The organism is Leptolyngbya sp. Cla-17, assembly GCF_016807185.1.
GTDB lineage: Bacteria > Cyanobacteriota > Cyanobacteriia > Leptolyngbyales > Leptolyngbyaceae > ULC077BIN1.
The window spans coordinates 487538-513528 of sequence record NZ_JAEVYN010000001.1; the positions used below are offsets into that span (position 1 = coordinate 487538).

General features: G+C 47.6%; 25 protein-coding genes. 8 read left to right on the forward strand and 17 right to left on the reverse strand.

All coding sequences use genetic code 11. From position 1 onward, the window contains the following. The first annotated feature begins 9 nt into the window (after positions 1-9). Positions 10-2115: a GAF domain-containing protein gene (locus JOY44_RS02360; RefSeq protein ID WP_171572144.1), complete on the forward strand. Its 2106-nt coding sequence runs from the start codon at positions 10-12 to the stop codon at positions 2113-2115. A gap of 96 nt (positions 2116-2211) precedes the next feature. Here the strand turns inward: JOY44_RS02360 and JOY44_RS02365 are convergent, their stop codons facing one another. Together JOY44_RS02365 and JOY44_RS02370 are read right to left on the reverse strand one after the other, a co-directional pair. Continuing rightward, complete coding sequence (locus tag JOY44_RS02365) at positions 2212-2391, reverse strand: hypothetical protein (protein ID WP_171572145.1); 180 nt, start codon at positions 2389-2391, stop codon at positions 2212-2214. A 7-nt stretch (positions 2392-2398) separates the two neighbouring features. Beyond that, positions 2399-2785: a hypothetical protein gene (locus JOY44_RS02370; RefSeq protein WP_171573651.1), complete on the reverse strand. Its 387-nt coding sequence runs from the start codon at positions 2783-2785 to the stop codon at positions 2399-2401. A 161-nt stretch (positions 2786-2946) separates the two neighbouring features. Between JOY44_RS02370 and queA the strand changes: the two genes are divergently transcribed. Continuing rightward, positions 2947-4077, forward strand: a complete 1131-nt coding sequence (gene queA, locus JOY44_RS02375) for a tRNA preQ1(34) S-adenosylmethionine ribosyltransferase-isomerase QueA (RefSeq protein WP_171572146.1) — start codon at positions 2947-2949, stop codon at positions 4075-4077. A gap of 43 nt (positions 4078-4120) precedes the next feature. On the opposite strand, the gene priA is transcribed toward queA, so the two are convergent. From priA to JOY44_RS02390, 3 genes are all read right to left on the reverse strand, one after another. Beyond that, complete coding sequence (gene priA / locus JOY44_RS02380; protein WP_171572147.1) at positions 4121-6691, reverse strand: primosomal protein N'; 2571 nt, start codon at positions 6689-6691, stop codon at positions 4121-4123. Positions 6692-6805: 114 nt separating this feature from the next. Further along, entirely contained in the window at positions 6806-7387 is a 582-nt protein-coding gene (locus JOY44_RS02385; protein WP_171572148.1) for a shikimate kinase, read from the reverse strand. Between the two features lie 53 nt (positions 7388-7440). After that, a complete protein-coding gene (locus JOY44_RS02390; RefSeq protein WP_171572149.1) occupies positions 7441-8283 on the reverse strand; it encodes a hypothetical protein in 843 nt (280 codons plus the stop codon). Between the two features lie 118 nt (positions 8284-8401). Between JOY44_RS02390 and JOY44_RS32750 the strand changes: the two genes are divergently transcribed. After that, positions 8402-8767 (forward strand): DUF4087 domain-containing protein, encoded by a 366-nt coding sequence (locus JOY44_RS32750; protein ID WP_171572150.1) that lies wholly within the window; start codon positions 8402-8404, stop codon positions 8765-8767. 106 nt (positions 8768-8873) lie between these two features. Here JOY44_RS32750 and JOY44_RS02400 read toward each other — a convergent pair whose 3' ends face one another. The 6 genes from JOY44_RS02400 to apcA all read right to left on the reverse strand — a co-directional run bounded on the left by JOY44_RS02400 (position 8874) and on the right by apcA (position 14776). Beyond that, complete coding sequence (locus JOY44_RS02400; RefSeq protein WP_197984900.1) at positions 8874-9491, reverse strand: flavin prenyltransferase UbiX; 618 nt, start codon at positions 9489-9491, stop codon at positions 8874-8876. A 71-nt stretch (positions 9492-9562) separates the two neighbouring features. Next, entirely contained in the window at positions 9563-11953 is a 2391-nt protein-coding gene (locus JOY44_RS02405) for a ribonuclease R family protein (RefSeq protein ID WP_171572151.1), read from the reverse strand. A gap of 363 nt (positions 11954-12316) precedes the next feature. Further along, on the reverse strand, positions 12317-13078 hold the full coding sequence (locus tag JOY44_RS02410; protein ID WP_207211151.1) for a 4'-phosphopantetheinyl transferase family protein: 762 nt from the start codon (positions 13076-13078) through the stop codon (positions 12317-12319). Positions 13079-13170: 92 nt separating this feature from the next. After that, positions 13171-13374 (reverse strand): phycobilisome linker polypeptide, encoded by a 204-nt coding sequence (locus JOY44_RS02415; RefSeq protein ID WP_171572153.1) that lies wholly within the window; start codon positions 13372-13374, stop codon positions 13171-13173. Positions 13375-13679: 305 nt separating this feature from the next. Then, positions 13680-14165: an allophycocyanin subunit beta gene (apcB, locus tag JOY44_RS02420; RefSeq protein WP_171572154.1), complete on the reverse strand. Its 486-nt coding sequence runs from the start codon at positions 14163-14165 to the stop codon at positions 13680-13682. Between the two features lie 125 nt (positions 14166-14290). Next, positions 14291-14776: an allophycocyanin subunit alpha gene (gene apcA / locus JOY44_RS02425; protein ID WP_171572155.1), complete on the reverse strand. Its 486-nt coding sequence runs from the start codon at positions 14774-14776 to the stop codon at positions 14291-14293. 539 nt (positions 14777-15315) lie between these two features. On the opposite strand from apcA, the gene JOY44_RS02430 reads away from it, so the two are divergent. Continuing rightward, positions 15316-16206: an IS982 family transposase gene (locus tag JOY44_RS02430; RefSeq protein WP_171572156.1), complete on the forward strand. Its 891-nt coding sequence runs from the start codon at positions 15316-15318 to the stop codon at positions 16204-16206. 67 nt (positions 16207-16273) lie between these two features. On the opposite strand, the gene JOY44_RS02435 is transcribed toward JOY44_RS02430, so the two are convergent. After that, entirely contained in the window at positions 16274-16765 is a 492-nt protein-coding gene (locus JOY44_RS02435) for a YraN family protein (RefSeq protein WP_197984901.1), read from the reverse strand. A gap of 170 nt (positions 16766-16935) precedes the next feature. On the opposite strand from JOY44_RS02435, the gene JOY44_RS02440 reads away from it, so the two are divergent. Continuing rightward, positions 16936-17493: a pentapeptide repeat-containing protein gene (locus JOY44_RS02440; RefSeq protein WP_197984902.1), complete on the forward strand. Its 558-nt coding sequence runs from the start codon at positions 16936-16938 to the stop codon at positions 17491-17493. Between the two features lie 99 nt (positions 17494-17592). Here the strand turns inward: JOY44_RS02440 and dnaG are convergent, their stop codons facing one another. From dnaG to JOY44_RS02455, 3 genes are all read right to left on the reverse strand, one after another. After that, complete coding sequence (gene dnaG, locus JOY44_RS02445; RefSeq protein ID WP_171572157.1) at positions 17593-19557, reverse strand: DNA primase; 1965 nt, start codon at positions 19555-19557, stop codon at positions 17593-17595. A 527-nt stretch (positions 19558-20084) separates the two neighbouring features. Further along, positions 20085-20891 carry an RNA polymerase sigma factor SigF gene (locus JOY44_RS02450; RefSeq protein ID WP_415881096.1) on the reverse strand — a complete coding sequence of 269 codons (807 nt, stop codon included), beginning with the start codon at positions 20889-20891 and terminating at the stop codon, positions 20085-20087. A gap of 453 nt (positions 20892-21344) precedes the next feature. Then, complete coding sequence (locus tag JOY44_RS02455) at positions 21345-22121, reverse strand: photosystem II manganese-stabilizing polypeptide (RefSeq protein ID WP_322091335.1); 777 nt, start codon at positions 22119-22121, stop codon at positions 21345-21347. 399 nt (positions 22122-22520) lie between these two features. On the opposite strand from JOY44_RS02455, the gene JOY44_RS02460 reads away from it, so the two are divergent. Further along, positions 22521-22838: a hypothetical protein gene (locus JOY44_RS02460; RefSeq protein WP_171572160.1), complete on the forward strand. Its 318-nt coding sequence runs from the start codon at positions 22521-22523 to the stop codon at positions 22836-22838. Between the two features lie 139 nt (positions 22839-22977). Here the strand turns inward: JOY44_RS02460 and psbM are convergent, their stop codons facing one another. Both psbM and JOY44_RS02470 read right to left on the reverse strand, forming a co-directional pair. Then, positions 22978-23085, reverse strand: a complete 108-nt coding sequence (gene psbM, locus JOY44_RS02465) for a photosystem II reaction center protein PsbM (protein WP_171573655.1) — start codon at positions 23083-23085, stop codon at positions 22978-22980. Between the two features lie 141 nt (positions 23086-23226). Then, positions 23227-23520 (reverse strand): 2Fe-2S iron-sulfur cluster-binding protein, encoded by a 294-nt coding sequence (locus tag JOY44_RS02470; protein ID WP_197984904.1) that lies wholly within the window; start codon positions 23518-23520, stop codon positions 23227-23229. Positions 23521-24148: 628 nt separating this feature from the next. On the opposite strand from JOY44_RS02470, the gene psbB reads away from it, so the two are divergent. Both psbB and JOY44_RS02480 read left to right on the forward strand, forming a co-directional pair. Beyond that, positions 24149-25681, forward strand: a complete 1533-nt coding sequence (psbB, locus tag JOY44_RS02475) for a photosystem II chlorophyll-binding protein CP47 (RefSeq protein ID WP_171572161.1) — start codon at positions 24149-24151, stop codon at positions 25679-25681. A 102-nt stretch (positions 25682-25783) separates the two neighbouring features. Continuing rightward, the gene (locus JOY44_RS02480; protein WP_171572162.1) at positions 25784-25879 is read left to right on the forward strand and encodes a photosystem II reaction center protein T; all 96 of its coding nucleotides are present in this window, start codon (positions 25784-25786) and stop codon (positions 25877-25879) included. Positions 25880-25991: the final 112 nt, after the last annotated feature.

The following is a 25991-nucleotide window of genomic DNA, read 5'->3' on the forward strand; positions in this document are numbered from 1 at the left end:
AAAACAACTATGAGTTTTTCGTTGAGCGCCGTACCTTTTTCTCGTCACTTAAAATCTGGATTTTCACTCAGTCGATTTTGGCTGCCTCAATCGCATCACTCAATCCTGAGATCGGTGGTGGATCGCATCCGCACTTCGTTAGAACTGAAAGTCGTTTTGCAGACCGCTGTAGATGAAGTTGCCGATTTATTGCAGGTCGATCGCTGTAGTTTTTTTTGGTACTTTCACGACACGCACCGCATTCAGATTATTTGTGAGAGCGCCCAGCAGTCTAAGCCATCTGAAACTCCTGCAAACCTGAGTTCACCGTTGAAAGTGTCTAGACTGGGCTATTACCCAATGGAAACATTTGGCAGTTTATCCGACGCGATCGCCCGTGGAGAACTGGTGATTAATCACGGAACAGCGCGCTCAGAGATCGACGCATGGTTGCAGAAATTGCCATTTTTCCATCGCTCCTCTAGTCGCACGAAGACACCAATTCTTGGCTCGATCGCCAATATGTTGGTGCCACTCAACATTCAATCAGGTGCCATTGGTTTCCTCGCCTGTTTTTCAGAAAAACCCCGCCATTGGTCAGCCGCTGAAGTGGAACTGTTGCAATCGATCGCTCAACAGCTTGAGATTGCCATTGGACAGGCGCAGCTTTATGAGAAAAGTCAAAAGCAAGCCCAGCGAGAAAGACTGGTGAACCTCATAACCGCGCAAACTCGGCAGAGCTTTGAACTATCAACAATTTTGAAAGGAGCGATCACCCAACTGTTAAATGCTCTTGCCATTGATCGCTGTCTGGTTCACTTAGTTGAAGATCTAAATTCACCCAATTCTAAAGACGGGTCTGAATACCTCAACACGCCTCTCGCTCGTCAATCCATTTCGCGCGAGAAACATCTGTATGAGGTCTGTCGTCCGCCGTTTTTGCCATCGGTCATAGAATTCGACCTGAGTGGTCCTATTACCCAGTGGGTGGTTCAAAATCGCCGTCCTGTAGCGATCGCTGATGTCGCCCAAGATCCCCGAATTGGGCAAAACAACCCAGAGTATCAACAGGCAGAAATCAAATCATCCTTAGTCATCCCTGTGCAGGCAGGCGAGAATCTTTACGCGATTTTATATCTCAATCAGTGTGCTCAAGTGCGCTACTGGTCAAAGAACGACCAAAAATTGGCTCAAGCGGTTGCCGATCAGCTAGCAATTTCAATTAAGCAAGCTCATCTATATGCTCAAACGCAGCAACAGGCGATCGCAAGTGAGGCTCAGGCAAAGCATTTGGTGGAAACACTGCATCAACTTCGGTTAACTCAAACTCAACTCATCCAAAGCGAAAAAATGTCCAGCTTAGGGCGCGTAGTGGCAGGAGTTGCCCACGAAATCAACAACCCTATTAATTTCATCTCTGGCAACCTGCCCTATGTCGAAAATTACGTCCAGGATCTGACCGATTTGATCCACACTTATCAAGAGCAGTGTGATCAGAGCGCAACGCTACAGCAACGAGGAGAAGCCATTGAGCTTGATTTTCTGCTGGCAGATCTACCTCGAATTTTGACTTCGATGAAGTCGGGAGCCGATCGCATTCGCCAAATCGTACTGTCGCTGCGAAACTTTGCCCGTCTAGATGAAGCACAATGCAAGGCTGTGGATATTCATGAAGGACTGGAAAGTACGCTGTTGTTTTTACGCAGCCAGTGTAGCGATGAGATTCAAGTCATACGGAATTACGGACAGTTGCCGTTAGTGACTTGCTATCCACAGCAGTTGAATCAGGCAATTATGAACATTTTGCTAAATGCCGCAGAAGCGCTCAATGGCTGGCAAGGAGAACAGAAAACGATCGCGATCTCAACCGATTTTGTTGCAGCCACAGCCATCCAACCCGCCAAGGTTCGCATCATCATCACCGACAATGGACCCGGCATTCTCCAATCGATTCAATCCCAAATTTTCGATCCCTTTTTCACCACTAAAGATGTCGGGCAGGGCAGCGGTTTAGGACTCACCGTCAGCTATCAAACTATTGTCAACCAACATCAAGGGCTGCTGGAGTGCGTCTCTGAGGTTGGCTTAGGTGCCGAATTTATGATTGAGCTTCCTATCGATCAGCCCCAACCTTAAAAATCCACAACCATCGTTTGGGAGTTTTGAGTGCTGAGTGTGTTTATTCAGACTCCTTCAAGGCAATTCACCTCGCCATTCGTCACTACACCCGCCCTATGGCTTGGTAGGTGGCGCTTCCTGCGGCGGCTTGACTTGAGTTATGGGTGCTGAAGATTCTTGTGGCGATGGGCTAGGAGATGCGGGCGTGGCACGGGGTGGATTTGCGCTGGGAGCACAGGCGATCGCGATCAGACCAAGGCTCACACAAACGACTGTGAGTAATGTTTTCTTCATGGCTCAATTACGCTAAAGTTTCTGGACAATAGCCTAAACCCCGAACAAATTGCGTGCGAAACTCTTCAATTTCTTCTCGGTCGGGTATGCCATGAGAAACCACTGCCACTTGATAGCGCTGCATCACTGCCACGGGAGATTGACCTGTTTCTAAGCCCCACATTGCCATTTGAATCCGAATGTTGGGTTCATGAGGAATTCCCAGTTCATTCATAAACGCCTGAAAATCTCCATGCTGATGCGGCTCTAAATATTCGCTCAGTTTGACTCGAATTAGCCAGCCATCAATCTGATGAATCACACTCATGAAGCGCACCGGCAAATAACCCTTGTGCAAAAACTCAACCACTCTCAACGTCAGGCTAGTGTTGGCTAAAAAGTAAACGTAGTCCATAGGTGCAATCATCGGTGCGGGTGATATCATAATCACGCTTATAATGATGCGGCGGTTAGGGGAAAAGCCCCCGTATTAGAGAGGGTTTCCACCCAATTTTACTGGGTAGCGTTGAGGCGAGAGAATGCTTTAATAGGAAGGCAAAGATTGGAAGGGCAACTGTGAACCGCGATCGCGTGCTTGCCGCTTATGACTATATTCTCCCCACCGAGCGCATTGCCCAGACTCCGACTGTACCCAGAGACACTGCTCGGCTGTTAGTGGTGAAAGAGAATTTGCAGCAAGCCCATGGCATCTTTCGGGACTTGCCCAACTGGTTGCGATCGGGTGACCTTCTAGTCTTAAACAACACTCGCGTGCTGCCTGCTCGACTCCACGGTTGTAAATCGAGTGGGATGCCTGTGGAAGTATTGCTTTTAGAGCCTCAACCAGAAGATGGAGCGCCCAACCATGATTTTTCTCATCGCTGGTTAGCGTTGGTGAAGCCAGGACGACGCTTAAAACCGGGAACACAAATTTGGTTTGGGCAACCTCCAGACAAGTCTGACTCTAGTTTGGACTCTTCTACAGTTTCTGCAAATGTTCTGGCAACGGATAGCGCCACTAGCGGACGAATTTTGCAGTTTAACCTGCCGTCCGGTCAATCCTTACAGGATTGGTTAGAGACCTATGGGCAGATGCCTTTACCCCCATACATCACCAACCCTGACAGCGACCCAGCCCAATATCAAACGGTTTACGCCGATCGCCTGGGAGCCGTTGCCGCTCCAACCGCAGGGCTGCATTTCACCCCTGAACTGCTGCAAACTCTTCAGGGGAAGGGAATTCAGCAAGCGTTTGTAACGCTTCACGTTGGGGTGGGCACCTTTCGCCCCGTGGAAGCTGAAGACATCACGGTTCACCAAATGCATTCAGAATGGGCAGAAGTGCCGTTAGAAACCGTGGAACTGATTCGCAAAACGAAGGCGGCAGGCGGGCGGGTGATTGCTGTAGGCACGACTGCGGTTCGAGCCTTGGAAGGAGCCGCCCAAACAGGGGCAATCCAGCCGTTCCAGGGTAAGGTGGACCTGTTTATTTATCCGGGCTATGAATGGCGGGTGGTGGATGGGTTAATTACCAATTTTCATCTACCCAAATCAAGTTTGCTGATGCTGGTGAGTGGATTAATTGGGCGATCGCGGTTGCTGGATCTGTATGAGCAAGCGATCGCGGCAGACTATCGCTTCTATTCTTTTGGTGATGCCATGCTCATCTTGCCAGAGGCGAAAATCGGATTCCCGACTGCCTCCTGATTCTCCGTTCGACTGAACCCACGTTCAAGCCTGATCCTGGCTTTTAGCCAATATGCAACGGATCAATATCAATAGTGAAGCTCACAGAACTGGGGCAAAGGTCACGCAGATCGGAGAGAAAAGAGGCCGAGATCGTCACAGTTGCCGGAATCTTGAGCAAAATTTGCCAGCGATAACGACGGGCAACGCGCTCAATGGTTGCCGCCGTTGGACCTAATCGCTCTACTCCTTGCTCTTGCAATGGTTTGAGCGCTGCTGCAATCTGTGCCGCTGTCGTTTGCACAATGCCGGGGCTTAGCCCACTGAACTTGAGCAAAATTAGGCGACCATAAGGGGGATAGTTGAGCATTTCCCGCTGCTCAAGTTCGGTTTGGACAAAGGATTCGTACTGCTGCTGTTGGACAGCGTTGATGACTGAATGGTCGGGGGAATAAGTTTGCAAAATGACTCGCCCGGGGCGATCTCCTCGCCCACAGCGCCCTGCCACCTGAGTCAACACCTGAAAGGTGCGCTCGCTGGCACGATAATCGGATAGATGCAGCAGTCCATCTGCTGCCACAATGCCCACTAGGGTCACCTGGGGCAAATCAATCCCCTTTGTTAACATCTGAGTGCCGACCAGTAAATCGGCTTCTCCCTGGGCAAATCGGGTCAGCAGCGATCTATGGGCACCTTTGGTTCGGGTTGTGTCGCTGTCAAACCGGAGGACTCGCAGCTTCGGGAATTCTTGCTCTAACGATTGAGTCACGCGCTGAGTGCCGCTGCCAAAGTGTTTGAAATAGGGCGACTGGCATTGGGGGCAAACTTCTGGATGAGCCTGAGTGTAGTTGCAGTAGTGGCAACGCAGCACAGGACGCGCCTCAGCGTGGATCTGGTGATAGGCAAGGGACACATCGCAATGAGGACACATCACTACATAGCCACAGCTTCGACAGGAAACAAAAGTACTGTGTCCTCGTCGCTGGATAAACAAAATTCCCTGTTCCCTAGACTCGTGTAACTGATGCAGCGCCGCTTGCAAGGCTTGGCTAAAGATAGAGCGATTGCCTCGTCCCAATTCTTGCCGCATATCCACCACCTCGATCGCTGGCATTGGACGAGCCTGAACGCGAGTTGGCAAAGAAAGGTAAATAGAAGGCAGACGAGAAGCAGCTCTATTACTCTCTTGACCTGTCGTATCGTGCTGACTATTCAGACTTTCATCTGTGTCCTTCACCGCTAGCCAAGTCTCTAACGAGGGGGTGGCAGATCCGAGAATCAAAGGGCAGTGTTCTAACTGAGCCCGCCAATGGGCAACGGTGCGGGCGTGATAGCAGGGAGAAGGTTGATCTTGCTTAAAACTGCTGTCGTGTTCTTCATCTAAAATAATTAAACCCAAGTTGGACAGCGGTGCAAAAATAGCAGAGCGAGTGCCAATCACTACCTGCGCTGTGCCCGTGAGCAGTTGCCGCCAAGTGTCGTAGCGCTCCCCATCGGATAAGGCGCTGTGATAGACGCAAACCCGATCGCCAAACCGGGCGCGAAAGCGATCAGTGAGTTGGGGTGTTAAACCAATTTCAGGCACGAGGACGATCGCCGATTTTCCCTGGTGCAACAGTGGCGCGATCGCTTGGAGATAGACCTCAGTTTTGCCCGATCCGGTTACCCCATGCAGCAACACCGAGATATATCCAGTCAGTGACTGAATAGTAGCCAGTGCAGTTGCCTGATCGGTGGTGAGAGTTTTAGGAGTATCGGGCGTAGCACTGCCACTCGTCTCCGATCGCAACACTTCTCGCGGCTGAATTACCAAGTAGCCTTTTTGGGCAATCGCCTTCAGTGTTGTGGAACTGGTCTGGCACAGCGCCAATAGATCAGTCAGCCAAAGCTCTCCCCCTTGACGCTGCAACACTCGCAGCACTTCCTGCTGGCGGGGGCTTAACAGCCCATCTGCTTGATCAACCAGCGTTACTGCCTGTCGTTGCTTGGGACGGATTGAGGTCGGGGGCTGCAAGTAGCTTTCGACCCAACCCAGTTTGAGCAATTCTTGCAGCCCCCCGTAAGCTTGTGACTGTTGACGCTGCAAATACTGCCAACTGTAGTCACCCGTTTTACTAGACTGAAGCAACGTCAGCAGTTGGTGGGCTACGGGCGAAAGAGCAGACAGCACTTCTAAAGGTGGCTCTAGCTCCTGCTCCTGACTTAGCCGAATTCGACGTTGCGATCGCCCCAGCAACCCAGTCGGCAACGCCATCCGAATCACTTGCATTAACGGCGTACAGTAGTATTCAGCAACGCGTAGCAAAATTTCCCAATAAGCGGGCGGAAAAAAGCCTCGTGCAATGACCCCATCAATCTCCCGTAGCTGAGCTAGGTTCACTCCAGCGGGCAGTTCATCTACGTTCCGCACCACCACACCGCCTAACTGCTGCGCCCCAAACGGCACGCTAAGAATGTCTCCCGGATGCACTCTTAGCCCAACTGGCAGACCATAGGTGAAAACTCCCTGCACACCCGGACAATCGACCAACACTTCCACCCAAAGCCCATTGTGTGTCTTGCCGGCATCGCTAAATACGGGCGTAGAAACAGTCGGTTGAGATGATGGCGCTGGCAACAGGCGACCTTGGGTCATTCACCCTCCATAGACAATGTAAACACTCTGTAGACAAAATACACGGTAGCGGTTAAATGTGAATCCGTAGAGCATCTTACTTTACAGTGTTGGCTCTAAGGGTTGAAACTTGTTTTAGTTACCATAATCCGGTTCATCGATTGGCTTCAGCCGTTGGCGAATATGTTCTATCGCCCTAGCAGCCAATTGATTTAGCGATTCGTTAGGGATGTACGACACCTGCACATCTGCCTGGGCATACAGCGCCTGCCTTTGATCCATCAGCGTTTGCAAACGCAGGCTGAGGTCTGGGGCTTGCTCTGGAGCTTGCTCTGAGGTTTGCAACAAGGGGCGGTGTTGATCTTCTTGCAGGCGGCGATGAAGCTCTGACAGCGGCACATCTAGCCACACAATAATGCCATGCCGAAGATAGCTCCAGTTTTGCTGGCGTAGCACAATCCCACCCCCCGTGGCGATCGCCAGCCGTGTATAGGCCGATAACTCCGCTAACACTTGGGTTTCCAGCGCTCGAAAGCCTGATTCGCCTTCAGCGGCAAACAAGTCAGGAATCGACTGCTGCGCCACCTGCTCAATCACGCTGTCCGTATCAAAAAATCGGTAGCCCAACTCTTGAGCTAAGTGCTTGCCTAAAGTCGTTTTTCCGGCTCCCATCATGCCGATTAGGTAAAGATTAGTGCCTTTCAAAAAATCGTTCATGGTTTCGCGATCGCCTTCTTGTCAAAATACCGACATGATAATAGGGGCGCAATCTAACGCGGCGATCGTCGCTCATCCCCTTCCTCCTCCTCTTCAAACCAACTGTCGGGGTCGCGTGCCAAGTTGCTTGGCGGCGGGACATCGTCCTCTAGCGCTCGATAGGGTGGCACCAAGACTCGAAAATCCGCATCGACGACCTGCTCACTTCTGCCGCGATCCGATTTGCCGCGATCCGATTTGCTACTGTCTGACGGTTTCGGTTCGCGATAACTATAGGAATAAGAACCAGAGGCAGATCCTTGTTGGGGCTGCTGGGTTCGCTCAAAGCGATCGCGCTCTGGCGGAGCAGATGGAGCGACGTAAGGCGGAACGCGATCACCGCGATCACGAGGTTGCTGGGTGGGTGCCTCATCCCAATCATCGCTCATGCCCCCTTCCCAATCATCCATATCATCATTCTGATCCGATTGAGGGCGGGTTGCTGATCGACTTGCCGCAGATTGTGAAGAAGAGGTTTCATAACCGCGCCAATCCTGCCAAGCTGCATCTCCTTCTGCCTCAGAGGGTTTCGCTTGACTTGCCGCTGCTGCCGCCGCTGTTCTATTCTCGGCAGATGTTTTTGAAAAAGGCTCTGAAACGGGTTTACGACGCGACGATGACCGAACTTGAGAGCGCACCACTTGCCCGGTCAAAAAATTGGATAACCCCACCAAAAAAGTGATAGCAAGAGTAGTCAATGCTCCTGTGGCGATCGCCCCCAATATCCACCAGGACAGCGGTAACGCCGGAGTTGGGCTGCCCAAAAACACCAGCGGCAACACCGGAGTAAGATTTTGGAGCGTGAATAACGTCATTGCTCCCACAATCGCCAATAGCAAGACCAAACGAAACAGCATGGTTTAACACCACAGCAACGAGCTTTCAGCTTAGCTCAGAATGAAAGGGACGGTTCAATGTGCTTATTTTTCGGGCATTCTAGTCTTTGATTGAACTCAATTCGTAAAGCCGCCCATCATGAAAAAAAGCTTACTCTTCTGCCTTTCTTTCGTATCGATATTAGTTGGTTTTGCACCGCACAGTTATGCAGCCGAGAAAAGATGTGGATGGCTCCAAAATCCAACTCCTGCAAATTGGTGGTTGGTTGACAGAGATGGTACGTGGACTATTTCAGCCCAGGGAGGCTATCGCGCTAAGGGGATGGATGCGATCCCGGATTTGTCTGTAAGGGAGTATGTTGCAACAAATGGCGGTTATGGATACGCTTGCGCTTGCCTGGATGTCTTGGCTAATCGAAGAACCAAGAGAATTACAACTATTTATAAGGCAAAGCAACTACCCCTAAGCACTTGCCGAAAAGATCCTGCACTTCCAAACAAATAATGAGTGTACTCAGGATAGCTAAAACTCAACTATGGGCAATGAATGATCAACGAGTTGGACTCATACCTGTGCTGCGGTGTATTTGGGTGCTGTAGTGGAAAACGTCCTACTCCCCTTTGCCTTGCCACCGTTTTAATGGTACGCAATCAATATCTAACTGATCCAAGGCACGGGCGACGACGAAATCGACTAAATCTTCAATGGTTTGGGGCTGGTGATACCAAGCGGGAATGGCGGGAACGATCCGGGCACCGGCTTCTGCCAGAGTAGTCAAATTTCGCAAGTGAATCAGGCTGAAGGGAGTTTCGCGGGGAACGAGTATGAGTTTGCGCCCTTCTTTTAGCTGCACATCAGCAGCACGTTCTAGCAGATCGGAACTGAGACCCGCCGCCAGTTTGCCAACAGTACTCATGCTACAGGGAATGATAACCATGCCGACTGTGCGGAACGAGCCACTGGCGATTGTGGCTCCCACATTGCTCCAAGCATGGCAGATCAACTTACCCCCTGTTTCTACACCAGATTGCTGTCGCCAAAACTCTTCTTGCTGGGCAAGATCGGTCGGCATTCGCAGAGATTGCTCTGCCTGCCACACCATGTAAACAGATTTAGAAGCCACCAGTTCAACCGCGTAGCCCGCTTGCAATAGAAATTTGAGCGATCGCACAGCATAGACTAGCCCAGAAGCACCAGTAATACCGAGAATGAGGGGATGGGAATGCACGGGAATTGAAGATTGGAGGAGAAAAGCCCTAGTTGGATCGTTTCACGAAATGACCCTACTGCCTCACCCTATCATTCCTCACTGCCGTTTTCAGGATTGTCTTCCCTATTAATGTCTTCTCTATCAGTGTCTTCTCTATCAGTGTCTTCGCCTTCAAGTTCGTCATCGCTCGCTTCGCTGCCGCCGCCCACTGCCAACAGGTCGATCTGTTGACGATAGTAATCGACGCTTTTCACTTGAACTTCGATGCGATCGCCCAGGCGATACTGTTTCCGATTTTTGCGACCCACCAAGGTTTGCTGACGAGAGCGATATTCATACCAGTCGTCTTTAAGAGAACTAACATGTACCAGCCCTTCGACCAGCAATTCTTCAATTTCCACAAATAGCCCGTAGGACTGAACCCCTGTAATCAGACCATGGAAGATTTCACCCGTGCGCTCTCGCATCAGTTCAGCTTTTTTCAGCCCTTCTAGGTCTTGTTCCGCTTCTTGGGCAATCCGCTCTCGCTCGGTCAAATGAATCACTACCGCATGGAAGTAAGCTTCCATCTCCTGGTGCATCTCTGGCGGCAATACATTCCAGCTAATTTCTCCTTGGGCGTTGCTATGGCGTAGATTTACGACTTCTTTAGCGCGGGTTGATTTGCGATCGCGCCCATGGTTGAACATCGCATGCAGAACTCGGTGTACCAGTAAATCGGGATAGCGTCGCACCGGTGAGGTGAAATGGGTATAGCCATGATCTAACCCCAGCCCAAAGTGAGATTTAGGAGTTGTGCTGTAAAAGGCAGGCTTGAGCGTTTCTAAAAGCAGATAGGTGAGAACGCGTTCGGCATCGGATTCTGCAAACTTTTGAGTAAAGGCTTGATAATCTTGGGGTTTGACTACATCATCTTGCCCAAGCCGTAGGTCAATCCCCATACTGGCAGATAGCTTCATTAGTTCCTGCACATCATCCGGGTCAGGCGTTGGATGCACCCGATAAATGCCAGGAGTGCCTAATGTTTGCAAGTGAGAGGCTACTAGCTGGTTCGCCAGCAACATCCACTCTGCAAGCATGGCGTGGGTGGGCACAGAAGGAGAAACCACCATGGCACCGAGTGCGCCTTCATCGTCATAGTGAAATTTGGGTGTGAATTGTAGCGTGGTGTCGCTTTCAGAGTTTCGACTAGCCAGGTTCTTTTCGGGCAGGTTGAGTTCAAAGGCTCCTCGCTGGCGGCGTTGCTCTTTGAGAACTTGGCTGACTGTTGCCATGTTGTCTAGCAGGTCAAAAATTGGGGCAAAATCTTGTATGTCAATTGCAGGGGCCTCGGCAGCATTCCGCTCTAAAATTGCCTGAGCTTGTTGGTAGTTGAGTTGATAGTCTACCTGGATGGCAGTGGGCTGAATTTCATACTCGATTACCTGTCCTTCAGCGTCTAGGGTGACTAAAACGGAGACGGCTAACCGCTCTTTACCCACTAAAAAGGCACACAGGTTGCCACTAAGCTGCGGGGGCAGCATGGGCACAATTAAGTCTCCTAAATAAACTGAGACTCCGCGTTTTTGCGCTTCGCGATCGATGGCTGAATCTGGTTCTACATAGTGAGAGACATCAGCAATATGAACGCCCAATCGCCAATGCCCTGCCTCTGTTTTTTCTAGCGTAATCGCATCGTCGATGCTGTCAGGATTAGCTTGCTGGCTATCTGCCTTAATGGAAATGGTAGTCAAGTCGCGCAAATCAAGCCGCTTTTTGAGTTCAGTTTTAGTGACTTTGGCGGGCAGGGCTTTGGCAGCCTGTTGCACAGCTTCGGGAAAACTCAGTAAGAGATCATGCTTGCAGCAGACAATATCCACATCGGAAGCATCGGAGTCACCGCCTAAGACGCGGGCAACCTTGCCGATAGGTGGCTGTTGACCTAAGGGATAACGCAGAACTTGGATATGAACAAGCTGATCAATCGCCTGCTCTAAACTTTCTCCATTCAATTGCAAGTGCAGTTCAAACAGGAGGCGATCGTCTAAGGGCACAGCCCGGAACCCTTCTTCGCCCTGCTTCACTCGCGCCAAAATCGAAGGATTAGAACGCTCTAAAATTAGTTTTACTTCTCCCTCAGGGCTGCGGCGACGACTCCCTTCTTTGGTCACTTTGACCAGCACACGATCGCTGTTCCAAGCGTTGTTTAACTGGCTCTCGCGGATATAAATGTCGTCCGCTCCTTCAACATCTTGAATTGCAAAGCAAAACCCTTTACTAGAGCAGCGCAACTTACCTTCGATCACCCCATCTTCTGAGATGCGACGATAGCGTCCTCGATCTTTTGCCAACACGCCAATTTTTTCCAGAGCATCCAAAGCAATTTGCAGCTTGCGAATGCTGATGTCGTCTTTGCAATCCAGTTTCTTTTCTAACGCCTTAGGCGCAACCAGTTTATCGTCTGTAAAGTTTGCCAGCAGGGCTGCGATCGAAAAGTCCATGAAGCGATTGATCCTTGTCCGTGTAATTGCATTCCAATGTTGCCGTTACCCCAGGTCATTTGAGCGTGATTATCTGGGGTGCTTCTCTATCATCACACTAGGTGAGTCGCAAGATAGAGGAATCCGCGATGCAATGACATTCTGGCATATATGTCCTGAGATTTAGAAAGCATTGCAAACGGTTCTGATATCAAAAGATATCCTACTCACTAAAAAGACACGGTTTTATCCGATTAGATTGAGCTGCTTAAATCCGATCAATCTGAAGAGCGATCGCATATATTCCTCAGTACTTTAATATATTCCTCAGTACTTTAATTAATACTTTCGCATTGGATGTAAACCTGTCAAATTTTGCAGCAACTACCACTGCCAATATTTAAGCTGCATTGTCGGTAATTCGATCGCAATACTTGCAAGATAGTTGGGTGCTGGCTCGAAAGAGTGCAGATGCCAAGATGATACAAGTTGGTGGCATCCAGTAACAGAGGATAGCTGCATGCGTTTACCCATAGGGTTCAGCTCAACTCTCTTTAAATCAGAAATGCCAAAACCTAACGCTTTTAGCATAGCTTCTTTACAGGTCCAATAATGAAAAAAAGCCTGTCGTTTCGCTTCGACAGAGAGGGAATTGAGCATCGCTTGCTCTTGCACAGAAAAATAACGTTGGATTAATTGATCGCAATAAGTAATCTCTCTGAAAAATTCTACGTCGATCCCGACTGGCTGTAGAGCGATCGCGCAGACAACGACATCTTGAGAATGAGACAGGTTAAATTCCAGGTTTGGTAGAATTCTGGTATCAACCATTGGTTTTCCCTGGGGTCCATACTGAAACTGCACCGCTTCGGGATCACAGTTCAAGTAACGTGCCAAAATTGATCGCAAGATACCCCGGCTGGCGATCGCTCGGTATCGATGGTGGTCAAATCGCAGCCGCCCTGCCCGATTTTGTTCATCCTGCGAAAGGGTTTGCAGCAGTTGACCTAAAATCTGCGGCGATTGACACGAGGTAGCCTGCCAGATATGAACGCACCCTGAAACCAACTGAGTCCAATCTGCCGCTGTCTGCCACTGAGGATGGCTGATTTCGTGATTTGCGATCGTAGTGGAGCGATCGTTCACTTTGTCCTCTTCATGCACAAAAAAAGAGGTCGTTAACCTCTTTTTCGATAGGTATTGGAATAAACTCGTAATCCTTGAAACAAAAAACTTAGTTATGCCAAACCAGTATTTGCGCCTGGTTTACCAGTTGCCAACTCAACCTTAACAATTTTGCCACCCATCTTTTGAATTCGTTGCTGTTCACGAAACCAGTTTTCGTAGGGAACTAGCTTTGTAAAAAATGTATTTTGAAGTTCGCGCTGCGTCCGAATACGAGTTTGGCTAGGAACACAAGCGGTAATCTTGAACATACGCATGGAAGGCTTTCTCCTGAGTGGGCTGAAGATTTTTTAATTTGAGACAAAGGTCGCAAATTGGAAAGGGGAACCAAAATCAAAAACTGAATACCAAAAAGTAATTACGATGAACTTCAGACAAACGTATAACTTTACAATCTCAATTTTTTTAACTTATCTACTGTAAGGCTGGAAGTGAAGAGTCACACTAGATCATCAAAACCAATCTGCCGATGAAGATAGTCTTCAATGAGCTAATCATCACCCTAGACTTCCAAACCTCACAAGAATCTACTTCACTAATTGCTAAGCTGATAGCCTTTCAGTTAGCTTAAGCCAGAAGAAATGTAGTCAAGGTAAACGCCTAGCTCTTTACCAGCATCAGCACCCACAAGCCCCGCAGCAACTTCTTTAATCGCTTGAATGGCTTGCACAGTTGCAGAAATGGGTACACCTAGGGAGTTGTAGGTTTCTTTCAAACCGTTTAGCACGCGCTCATCCAAAATGGAAGGATCGCCAGCCAGCATTGCATAGGTAGAGTAACGCAGGTAATAGTCGAGGTCACGGATGCAAGCAGCGTAACGACGGGTGGTGTACATGTTGCCACCGGGACGGGTGATGTCAGAGTAAAGCAGGGATTTCGCCACAGCTTCTTTGACGATCGCAGCCGAATTGGAGCTAATTGCAGTAGCTGCACGAACTCGTAGTTCGCCAGTGTTGAAGTAGCCTTTTAGTCTTTCCAAAGCAGATGTATCAAGGTATTTGCCTTGAACATCAGAGGAATTAATGACAGCGGTAATTGCGTCTTGCATGATTGAAATTCCTTAAATCACGTAGTCTTACGAAATGCTTGGGTTGCAAACAAACAGGGGTCAGATGTTTAGGTGTCAGGCGTTAGCTATACTGCTAGCCACTCGCTCCTAATTGCTGAAGCCTCTTACTGCATTGCGCCGATAATGTAGTCGAAATAAGCACCAGCTTCAGATGCATCATCACCAGAAAGCAACGATGCTGCAACGTTCTTCATTGCGCGAACGCCTTCAGCAACCGCAGGAATAGGGGTGCCCAAGGAGTTGTACATTTCGCGAACGCCAACGATACCGATTTCTTCGATTGGAGTAACATCACCTGCGACAACACCGTAGGTAACGAGACGCAGATAATAATCTAGGTCACGTAAGCAGGTAGCGGTCATTTCTTCGCCATATGCGTTTCCACCAGGAGAAACGATATCGGGGCGCTTTTGAAACAGTTGATCGCCGGCTTGCTTAACGATGCGCTCACGGGATTCACTCAGGGTTTGAGCAATACGTAGACGCTTTTCACCAGTGGTGACAAAGCCTTTAATCCGGTCGAGTTCACCAGGGCTGAGGTAGCGGGCTTCAGCGTCTGCATTCACGATTGACTTCGTGACAATACTCATTGATGGATTCCTCCAGAAAAATATAACCGATTGTGTTTAGATGGGGATTCCCAAACGGAGGGCTAAGTCTCAGCCTAAAGCCAATTAAGGGCGTTTTGAGTCTACTTAAAGAAACTCAATAATCACCTTAAAAAGGATTTATTCAGACTTTGGAAGGCTCAATGCGGCATTAAGGATTAAACCCTTGCCTCTGCATGCTGAAACAGATGTTTAAAGCGATTTCAGCAACAGCTATGCAGAACCTTCAAACTCAATTACCTTCCGAAATTATTGTGCGGCATTGGGTTCACACCCCAAGTCTCTACGTAATAGTTTGTAACATTTGTCCTCAGTTTTCTAGCAATTGAACCTATTTAAGGAGAAAACTTTACATCTGCCGAGGAATGAGAAGGTTAGGAGCACTCGTTTCTATGTGGCGAGAAGAGGGCAACAATTCGTGTTGAATTTTCTTAGCTTACGCGATGTGCAACTAAGTTGTTGCAAGGAAAGTCCCACTGGACAATGCTAGACGTACAACCTATCTAGCTGGAGTGGGACTGATGTTTACTATTGAAGAGTTTATCACCGCTGTTTTTTGCTGTGTAGATGACTTGCTCAAGGAGATCACCCAAGGGCAAGCGATTCGAGAAAAAGGATTTGCTCCTGGTTTAGCAGACAGTGAGGTGCTGACGATGGAAATTGTGGCAGAGTACCAAGGGATTGATGCTGACCAAGCGATTTGGCACTACTTTCGGAGGCATTGGCTGGGTCTATTTCCAAGGTTGAGCAGTCGGTCCGCCTTCGTGCGACAAGCCGCTAACCTATGGCAATACAAAGAACTGTTACAGCAACGGTTCGCGATTCAACTCGGTGCATTTGCCGATGCCGTTCATCTGATTGATGGCATCCCCATTCCTTTGTGCGGCTTTAGCCGTGCGCCGCGATGTCGAAGTTTCAAAGGGGAAGCCGCTTATGGCTACTGTGCGGCAAAAAAGCAGACCTACTATGGATTTCATGGTCATTTGCTCCTCAGTTCCACCGGAGTGATTACTGGGTTTAGCCTGACTCCAGCCAATGGCAGTGAGCGAGAAGCGCTCTGGGACATCGTATCGACGGTTCGCGGTTTGCTAATTGGAGACAAAGGGTATCTCTCCGGTCAACTCGAGCATCAACTCCAAGCGGTCGGTATCCAGCTAGAAACGGCGCTACGTTCTAATATGCCCGATGAGCGAGACCCGGCTTGGGTTAAGTTACTCATGCGGGTGCGACGACTCATTGAAACCGTGATTGGGCAGCTTGTCGAACGGTTCTCAATTGAAAAAGTTCGGGCACGCGACCTGTGGCACTTGACTAGTCGGCTCAATCGTAAACTGTTAGCTCACACCGTCTGTCGATGGCTCAATCGTCACAGCCCCAACCCGCTGCAGTTTGAGCAGCTTGTGTCAGACTAATTCTAGTCGCACATCGCGTTAGCTTCGATCTTTCAATCTTTAGATCTTAATCTCTGTCTCTTTTCTTCTACTGACCAAATGCTCCAGGAATATATTCTTGTAGATTTAGTTTGTAGCCGGAAGCGATCGCCACTGTTGTACCGTCTATCTCAGCCAAATCAATTTCGCCCCGCAGTCGCTTCCCTATCACTAGCGCCACATCAAATCGGCAGGGCAACTCTGCCAGTGCAGGATGAGCGCTTAAAAACAGTTCTGCTGCCCGCCACAGCTTTGCCTGTTTGTGAGGGGTGATCGCCAAAGCGCCATTTTCATCCCAATTGCCAGAGCTACGCGTTTTAATTTCGACAAAGGCGACTAGCGACCATTGAGCAGCATTGGGTAAAGGATTGGGCGATCGCTGCGCCATGATAATATCCAATTCTCCCCAGCGGCAGTGCCAACGGCGCTCTAATATGAACCAACCTTGTGCTTCTGCCCACTGAGCCACAAAATCCTCGCCGAGAGAACCTAGCGCCGCGGTAGCCATTTTGGAGGGCGATCGAGTCAGGCGATCACTCATAAGCAGTTGAGAAAACCTTGTACAACTGTTTCAGTTTGGATCGCTCGGCTGATGATGGTCAACAGTTCCGTTAGGATCAAATATAGTGGTTTGTGCTGAATGCTCTCAAACGGCATTGATGCAAAACTTTAACCAGGTTCATCACTTTCATAGACAAATAGGCGACAGCAATGGATAACCAGCGATTTAACCCACTGAGTTTTGCCCAAGATATCTGGGCAGCTATGAAAGTTTTACAAAAACAGATAGTTGCACTGAGCGCAGCTATCCTAATTGCTTCTATAGGGACAGGGTTCTGGTTTTCTACTGTGGCTCCGGCTTGGGCAGAAGATTACAATCGAGAGCTTTTAGTCGGTGCCGATTTTTCAGGACAGGTGCTAACCGACAATAGTTTTACGAAAGCAAACCTACGCGAAAGTAACTTTAGCGGTGCAGACCTGCGCGGCGTAAGCTTTTTTAGTGCCAACTTAGATAACGCCAATCTATCAGGGGCTGACCTGCGCACCACGACCCTAGACACAGCGCGATTTTCGAGGGCAAACCTGACCAATGCTTTGCTGGAGGGCGCATTTGCCTTTAATGCCAAGTTTGACGGAGCAATCATTGACGGAGCAGACTTTACTGATGTGGAGATGCGCCAAGATGCTCATGATTTGTTATGCAAGACCGCAAAAGGCACCAATCCAGTCACGGGAAGAAAAACGCGGGAAACGCTAGGTTGTGATTAGCGTTTGGCGATTAGCTTTAGTCTCGAACTTTTGCCATTCATCTAGCTCCTCATTTCCAGCCCTGGACTCTGCACTCCCAAGTCTTAACTCCGCATCCTCCTACTGCATATCTCCTACCCATGGAGCCTGAACGAGGTCTTCAACGCTAACCTGACGTTCGCGATCGAGATCAGCAATGCGGCGTTTTTCAGTATGAATTTTTTGCCAGTAGTACTGACCCAGTTCAGGGGCGGTGGAATCATCGGTTCCTGATAAAAGCTGCTGAAAGTGACGGCAGCGTTTTTCACACATGATCCTCTCCATCGCGGCAGTTGCTGCCCGAATAGTCAGATCGACTCGGAGAATATCTCGCTTCGTTTTTTCATCCAGTTGGAACAGAGAGTAAAGCTGCATCATTTCAGCAGGGTAATCAGTGCAGCGGTCTTGAATTAGGCTGAGAAGCGTTGTGGAATGGGCCGCAGGAACAATGGCTCCATTTTCTAACTCTCTGATTTTTGGTTCTTCTGCTTCTGTTTCTTCCATTTCCTGAATTTGTCGCCAGAGAAACCGATGATGGGAAAGGCTAAACTCTAGGTCACGCTCTTCTAAAGCAGCCACGATCGCGGCTCGGTGTTCTGGTGCATAGAGATATAGCCGCAATAGCTGGATTTCGGCTTCCTCTAACAAGTTGCGATCGCTCTTAGTTTGCCATTTTTGCGATCGCCCGTGCCAGCGTTCACCCCGCACCTGCAAGCGCAAATCTTCTTCCAGCCTCAACATCAGGTGCGAGTCTCCCTGACTGAGACGCTCGGCGTATCGGTGAATGTAATGAGTCCGCAGGGTAGCGCTGGGTAGGTTGCCCAGCAGTTTGACGATCGCCTGTACGGCCAACTGAAACTGATCAGACTGTTTCAGATCTTTATCGGCGATCGCCTGCTCCATTTGCCAATCGAGCCAGAGGGGAGCTTCATCCAACAAGGTTTGATATTCACTGGCAGCATGAATTTTCAAAAACTCATCTGGGTCTTTGCCATCAGGAATATTTAACACGCGCAATTGAATATCACCTCGATAAGCAAGAGTTTCCACTTCGCTCACTGCCCGTTCTGCCGCTTTGTTGCCTGCGTTATCGGCATCAAAATTGAGAATGATTCGCTTCGATTCGGTGTAGCGCAACAGTTGACGCACCTGAGCAGAACTGAGGGCGGTGCCCATGGCAGCCACCACATTGGTAATGCCGGCATGATGTAGCGCAATTACATCAAAGTAACCTTCCACGATCACAGCTTGATCGGATTTTGCGATCGCAGCGCGGGCTTTGTCCAACCCAAACAACAGCTTTCCTTTATCAAACAGTTCTGTATCGGGCGAATTGAGATATTTTGGCTGTTCATCGGTGAGGGTGCGCCCACCAAAACCAACGACGCGACCTTGCAAGTCGTGAATTGGAATCATCAAGCGATCGCGAAAGCGGTCATAATACCCGTCGCCCGTTTTTCGGAGCACGATCAACCCAGCGCGTTCTACCAATTCCACTGGATATTTCTTTTGCTCTACTAAATAGCCAGTCAGCGTTTCCCAACCACCCGGCGCATACCCTAGCTGAAACTGCTGCATCGTCGCTCGATTCAAGCCACGCTTCACCTCTAAGTACTCCAGTGCCGTCGCTCCCGCCGATTGATACAGCGCGTGTTCATAAAACTTTGCCGCGATCGCCACCAGTTCATAAAGCTGCTCCCGTAGGGAAACCTGCCGTTGAAACTCCTGCCGTTCCTCCGGCTTTAAGGTTTGCACTGGCACGTCGTAGCGCTGTGCCAAAGCCAGCACCACATCACTAAATGGGCGCTTACCCAACTCCATCAAAAACTTAATCGCATTGCCCCCGGCTCCACAGCTAAAGCAGTAATAAAACTGCTTGCCAGGACTGACGGAAAAGCTGGGGGATTTGTCATCGTGAAACGGACACAGTCCGACAAAATCTTTCCCTTGCTTTCGCAACACCACATGCTCCGACACCACATCCACAATGTCGGTACGCTGCTTAACCTGTTCAATCGTGTCGGGGTGGAGACGGGGGATTTCCATGAGGTGGAGAGTGGATGAGTGGATGAGTGGATGAGTGAAGAGAGCTTGCATCCTAGCAGGATTTTCATGGTAGCGAAATCTCCTACCGTCGGCGCGCGATCGCTCTTCTTAAGGAAAAATCGCGCTTTGTTTGGGAGAGGCGATTGTTCCTTTCCAACACCATCTAAATCCTCATGCTGAGCAATCCAGATTTCAGCAGGCGATCAACTTGATGGAATCCTATCGATAATGACCAAGTATTGCTAATCAACCTTATTCAAAAACGCATACATCAGCAAAGCGCAGCCAATTAGTCCAAGAAGTGAAAGCTACAAAGACAGAATACGTACAAAGCTATGTTCATCGAGGATCGAGTGTATAGATCGTTTATTCAACTACCTAATCTGTTTCAACCAAGGATTATCTGAAGGTTTAGTTCGTCGTTTAGAATGGTCGCTTTTCTGCCAAGAGCAATCTCTTTCTAGTTTTAAGAAGTGTGATTGTGCTTAGAAGTGTTGCGCTTAAAATGAGAGGAGCGATCGCCGAAGCTACTCATCTGCTCCGATCATCAAGCGTTGCAAAAGTTCTAATCCTTTTTTCACTCTACGAGACACTGTCACGGCGCTAATTCCTAAACGCTCTGCGGTCTCCTTTTGAGTCAAATCGTGTAAAAAAACAAATTCCAAAATTTGGCGGGTTCGCTTTTCTAGATGCGCTAACGACTGTTGTAAACGCATCTGGTCTTCTTGAGCAAGTTGAAAACTGCGATACTGAGTATCTGGAACTAGCTCCCCTAAAGAAGCGCTACCATTTTCCTCATCTCCTATTGGAGCGTCCAGACTAAGAACAGAACGGTTTTGGCATGCCAACTTAATTTCTTGCCATTCCACTGTAGAGATTTTTAGCGCTTCAGCAATTTCCAAATCACTAGGCTGCCGATTTAACGTTACCTGTAACTCTCGTGAAATCCACACTGCTTGTCTCTGAAGGGCTTGCCAACGGCGAGGAATCCGAAGAGAAGGGCTTTTGTCGCGTAGATAGTGTTGAATTTCGCCTCTAATATATGGAATAGCAAAAGAGCTAAAAGCATGTCCTTTGGAAATATCAAACCGTTCGATCGCTCGAATTAAACCAATGCTACCCACTTGAAGGAGATCTTCATAGCTCTCAGTACATTGATTGATCCAATGATGTGCTTCTCTTCTAACTAGCCCAAAATTGATTTCCACCAAACGATTTCTAAGCGGAGGGGAAGGAAACTTTTGGTAATCTCGCAAAAGCTGCAAGCTTTCACTTTTCAGTTCGTAGTTGGCGATTGTAGGCATGACGAGTTTCAGTGGTAGAGCATTAAACATAGGACTATTACAAGTACACCGACCTATCTTTCTGGAGTAGAAACTTAGAATGACAACTTAACCTGTCAAAGATACACGCTTCTGGCCATTTCAAAGATCCTAGTTACCGATCCAAAGAACAAGTGATGGTTGCAAGCTCAAGTACTACTTGAAGCAGTCCTATACGTTATACAGTCAACCTATTTGTTAGGGTAGCTTCCTGGCAATAGCATTTTTACGGAAACACTTTTTCTAGCTTTCTCTCCAGAATGATCCACTAAGCAACCATTTTGAAATTCATGTCATGCTAATGAGCCAAAAGTACCGAGAATTATTCATTCCCGTAGAATTATAGTCCATCTGAAACTTTTGAAAAAAGGGGGAATTCCTTCCCCCTTTTTTAGGTTCAAATTGAAAAAACTAACATCATTGATAAGTTAGAGCAATTGACCTAACTCCCGCAGCATGAGCTAATTAAGTCGTAGACTCAACTCTCGCGTAGAACAAACCACGAATTTTTACATCTTTAGCAGCATGAGAACCCATATCTGTTTCCGATGGTTGAACGCTTTCAAAATTGCCAGCAACTTCACCCGTTGAGCTATCAACTTTAGTCACTTGCAGCGAAATCTTGCCTTTATCAAGCTGGAAACGCTTGACATTCTCTTTAGCCAGTTCTTCACTATCGGCTTGAGCCGGCAGAGCTACGGCATTGTCATACCCAGATGTCAAACCACGACCTTTAGGATCCAGAAAATTAGACGTTCTGTAAGATGGAACTTTGAACTCGCCCTCAAAATCAGTGGAAGCGCTAATAGCTGACAATCCTGGCTGCGTGGTTGCGACTAGTTCCTTAATTGTAAATAAGAAGGGAACCCGCTCACCTCCAGGAAGCTGGACTGTAACAGCCTGAAAGTCAATTCCGTCTTCTTCCACAAAGGTTACGCTTCCATCGGAATTAATCTTTAGCTTCCCTTGCACTGAATCAATAGACGACGTATATCGAGTCATCAATTTGGTAGCGATAAATTCAGAAGCCTGACGCTTGTTAACGCTTTCTTCTTTTACAAAGAAAGTAGTTGGCTGTAAGCATAAACTTGTTAACGAATAGGATTTGCTACCTTCTAGAGGAATGGAACCCCGGCTAGTTTCACTGATTTGAGGGCAAGAGTTTGCCAGACCTGTTCCTCTAATCTCGTCATAAGTTAGTGATTCTTTGCTTGAAGCAGGACTATCTGTACAAGCAGTCAAAACGCTAAAACAAAGTGCCAATAGGGCAACAATCAGTGCGCGGTACCTCATGAACAACCTCAATAATGTTAATTTAATCTGGAAGTTATTTCTGATTTCTCTCGGAAAGGACCTGTTTAAGGAACAGATAACAAGGCTCAAACTTTGAGAAAAACGCTTTAATCTCAAAAAGCTTGCTCTAGCAGCAGAAGCTTGGGTCGATAAACAAGCTAACTTGGTTTCAAATTAGTCAACCTATGCCAGTTACAAATTGTACAAGACGATCTAACACCATCTTTCAGCCTTGATAAGGTCGATTTCGCTTTAACTTTAGATACTTAAGGTACTCTATCGAAAGTCATGAATCTTTTGATTCATAGGAAAAATTATTAATCACAAAGTTGCTTGCGAGTTCACTCTATGAATAATCAGGAATTTCCTAAAGTCAATCTTGAAGAGGGTCTTCAATCTATTAGGCACATAACTTGGGCGATCGCTCAAGATCATGAGGGCGACAGTCTTTCCCTTTTAGCAATCTTAAGATTGTTGGAGCAGGTTCACCAAGAAATACGTGATGGCTTATTTCAACAATCTCTTCCCGATAATCGACAATCTCTGTATAAGCTACTGAGAGATATAGAGACTAAGGGGGGATGGCCCTACATCTACCGCATGAGGCTCCAATCGATCATGGAAAAAATGGAATTAAAGGAGATACAAGAAGAGAAAACAAAATAAATTTGGATTCCCCAAAAACCTCTTCTTCCAGCTACGTCAAGCCATTTCACTAAAGACTAAACTAAAGACCAAATCCTCAAAGATTCATTTGAAAAAGCTTTCAGAGTAGAAAACTATAGATAGATAAAGCTGTGACGTTTTATTTCTCCTCACTACTCGTGGTTTGAATATACAAAATAAGTAGAAAAACGGTAGGAACTAAGACAAACAAAATTGTTGCTATGAATCCAAGGTCGTTAACCTGCATAAGCTTAACCCTCTCATGTATGTGCGATCGCCGATTATTATCCAGAATACCATTGCTAATGATCATGTATTAAACAATGGTCGATACGCTCATAGTGAGTCTAGAAAGTTCATAAAGCCACTTTTTCAGTCACCGCGGAGGCTAAGGCTTAGTCTTAACTACCACAGAACCATGAACTGTGGCTTGACAAGCGAGTCGATAACCTTCTGGCTTTTTACGAAGCTTCTTGCTTTCCACCTCTGTTTTAGGCGAAAGATTCTCCATTCCTTCTAAGATCTCTACAACGCAAGTACCACACTGCCCGTAACCACCACAGTTCATCATCTTGCCAGTGAAGGTATACAAGTCAATCCCATTTTCAAGCGCTTTAAATCTTAAGTTCGCGCCATCCGCCACAACAATTTCTCGATTTTCTTTTGCAAACTTGATAGTCATCAGTACACCTAACAGTAGTAGCTCAGAGTGGTCTAAGCGAAAGTTTAGCAGCAGAAAAATTGTTGTTAAGAGTTACTCTTAGAGCTTCAGTAGAAGAAAAAGTAAACAAATTCACAACCTTAATAATACTTAATCCGATCTTAACGGAATTGTGAACACCTTTATCCATTCACAACATTGACATCAGAGAGTATAAAATCATTTAAAAAATGCTCTAGTCAAAATAGGCGAGAGCTAAGTAGCCATCTTAATAAGTAGCCATCTTAAGACGACTCAAACATCTGTTTTGGCAAGCGGTTGCAAAATCTAAAATTCTTGGAAAATTAGGTGCGACTCGATCCAATGAATATTGAAACTTCTCCAATAAGACAATTTGTGATCGTTACGAACCTTTAGGTTGCTTGCAATCGCCTTAAGCACTAGTTTACACTTCGTTATACCATCTCATTTTATCCATGTCTTGCTAATGGCTATGCATTGGGTTAACTAATCCAATACAGCGACTGAAGGATAATTTTTTGATTTTTGATTAAAGACTACCTTGCTAGATTTACCAAGGGGACAACACTTTAATAAAATGAAAAAGAGGCATCAAAATCGAGCTAACTATTAAGGAGGAGCGTAGTTAATGGGGCTACCTTGGTACCGTGTACATACCGTCCTAATCAACGATCCAGGACGGCTGATTGCTGCTCACCTAATGCATACTGCCCTAGTAGCAGGTTGGGCAGGTTCAATGGCGCTTTATGAACTTGCTATTTTTGATCCCAGTGATCCTGTTCTCAACCCAATGTGGCGGCAGGGAATGTTTGTACTGCCCTTTATGACTCGTCTGGGCGTTACAGGTTCTTGGGGCGGTTGGAGTGTTACTGGCGAATCTGGTGTTGATCCAGGCTTTTGGTCGTTTGAAGGTGTGGCGGCAGCTCACATCATTCTTTCAGGTCTGCTATTTCTAGCTGCCTGCTGGCACTGGGTCTATTGGGACTTGGAGCTTTTCAGAGATTCTAGAACAGGTGAACCTGCTTTAGATTTACCCAAAATGTTTGGCATTCACCTACTGTTGTCTGGACTCCTTTGTTTTGGGTTTGGAGCTTTTCATTTGACCGGGCTATTTGGTCCTGGAATGTGGGTTTCAGATGCTTATGGATTGACTGGCAGCGTGCAGCCTGTTGCTCCTGAGTGGGGTCCATCTGGCTTCAACCCATTCAACCCAGGTGGCATTGTTGCTCACCACATTGCCGCAGGCGTTGTAGGGGTAATTGCTGGATTGTTCCATTTAAGTGTTCGTCCGCCTGAGCGTCTCTATAAGGCTCTACGGATGGGGAACATTGAAACAGTTTTATCTAGTAGTATCGCTGCTGTCTTTTTTGCAGCTTTTATCGTTGCCGGCACAATGTGGTATGGCAATGCAGCTACTCCAATCGAATTGTTTGGACCAACCCGTTACCAATGGGATGGGGGATATTTCAAACAAGAGATTGAGAAACGAGTTCAAGCAGATTTAGCAGAAGGCGCAAACCTTGCAGAAGCGTGGTCAGCTATTCCTGAAAAGTTAGCTTTCTACGATTATGTAGGCAACAGTCCTGCGAAAGGCGGTCTATTTAGAACTGGTGCAATGGACAAGGGTGATGGTATTGCCCAAAGTTGGTTAGGGCACGGAGTTTTCACGGATCGGGAAGGGCGCGAATTAAATGTTCGTCGCTTACCTAACTTCTTTGAAAACTTTCCTATTGTTTTGACTGATAAAGATGGCGTCGTCCGGGCGGATATTCCTTTCCGGCGTGCAGAATCACGATACAGTTTTGAGCAAGCAGGCGTAAGCGTTAGTTTCTACGGTGGTCAGTTAAATGGGCAAACCTTTTCTGATCCCACGGATGTTAAGAAGTATGCTCGTTCGGCTCAGTTAGGCGAATCGTTTGACTTTGATCGCGAAACTTTGAACTCAGACGGTGTATTCCGTACCAGTCCAAGAGGTTGGTTTACCTTTGGACATGCGGTTTTTGCATTGCTGTTCTTCTTTGGGCATATTTGGCATGGCACCCGAACTCTGTTCCGGGATGTTTTCGCTGGAATCGACCCAGAACTATCTGAAGAACAAGTCGAGTGGGGCTTCTATCAGAAGTTGGGTGATAAATCTACCCGTCGGAAAGAAGCTATCTAGGCAAATTTCCTAACGAAGGGGAGTGGTGGATTGATAGAGCTAAATCGCCATTCCCTTTTCTCAGATAAAGTGTAGTAGGGTCAATTGTTAGGAGATTCGGTTATGGAAGCGGTTGCGTATATTCTAGTTTTGACGTTAGCAATTGGCGTGTTGTTCTTTGCGATCGCCTTTCGAGAACCTCCCCGGATTGGGAAGTAAGTCGCGTTCACATTAGGTTCATTCTTAGTGGTTACGTTTTGATCTCAACTGAATAATCTTGATGGTTTATTTACTCTAAGGTTTATCAACTTGGGGCTTTAAAATTTGTAAA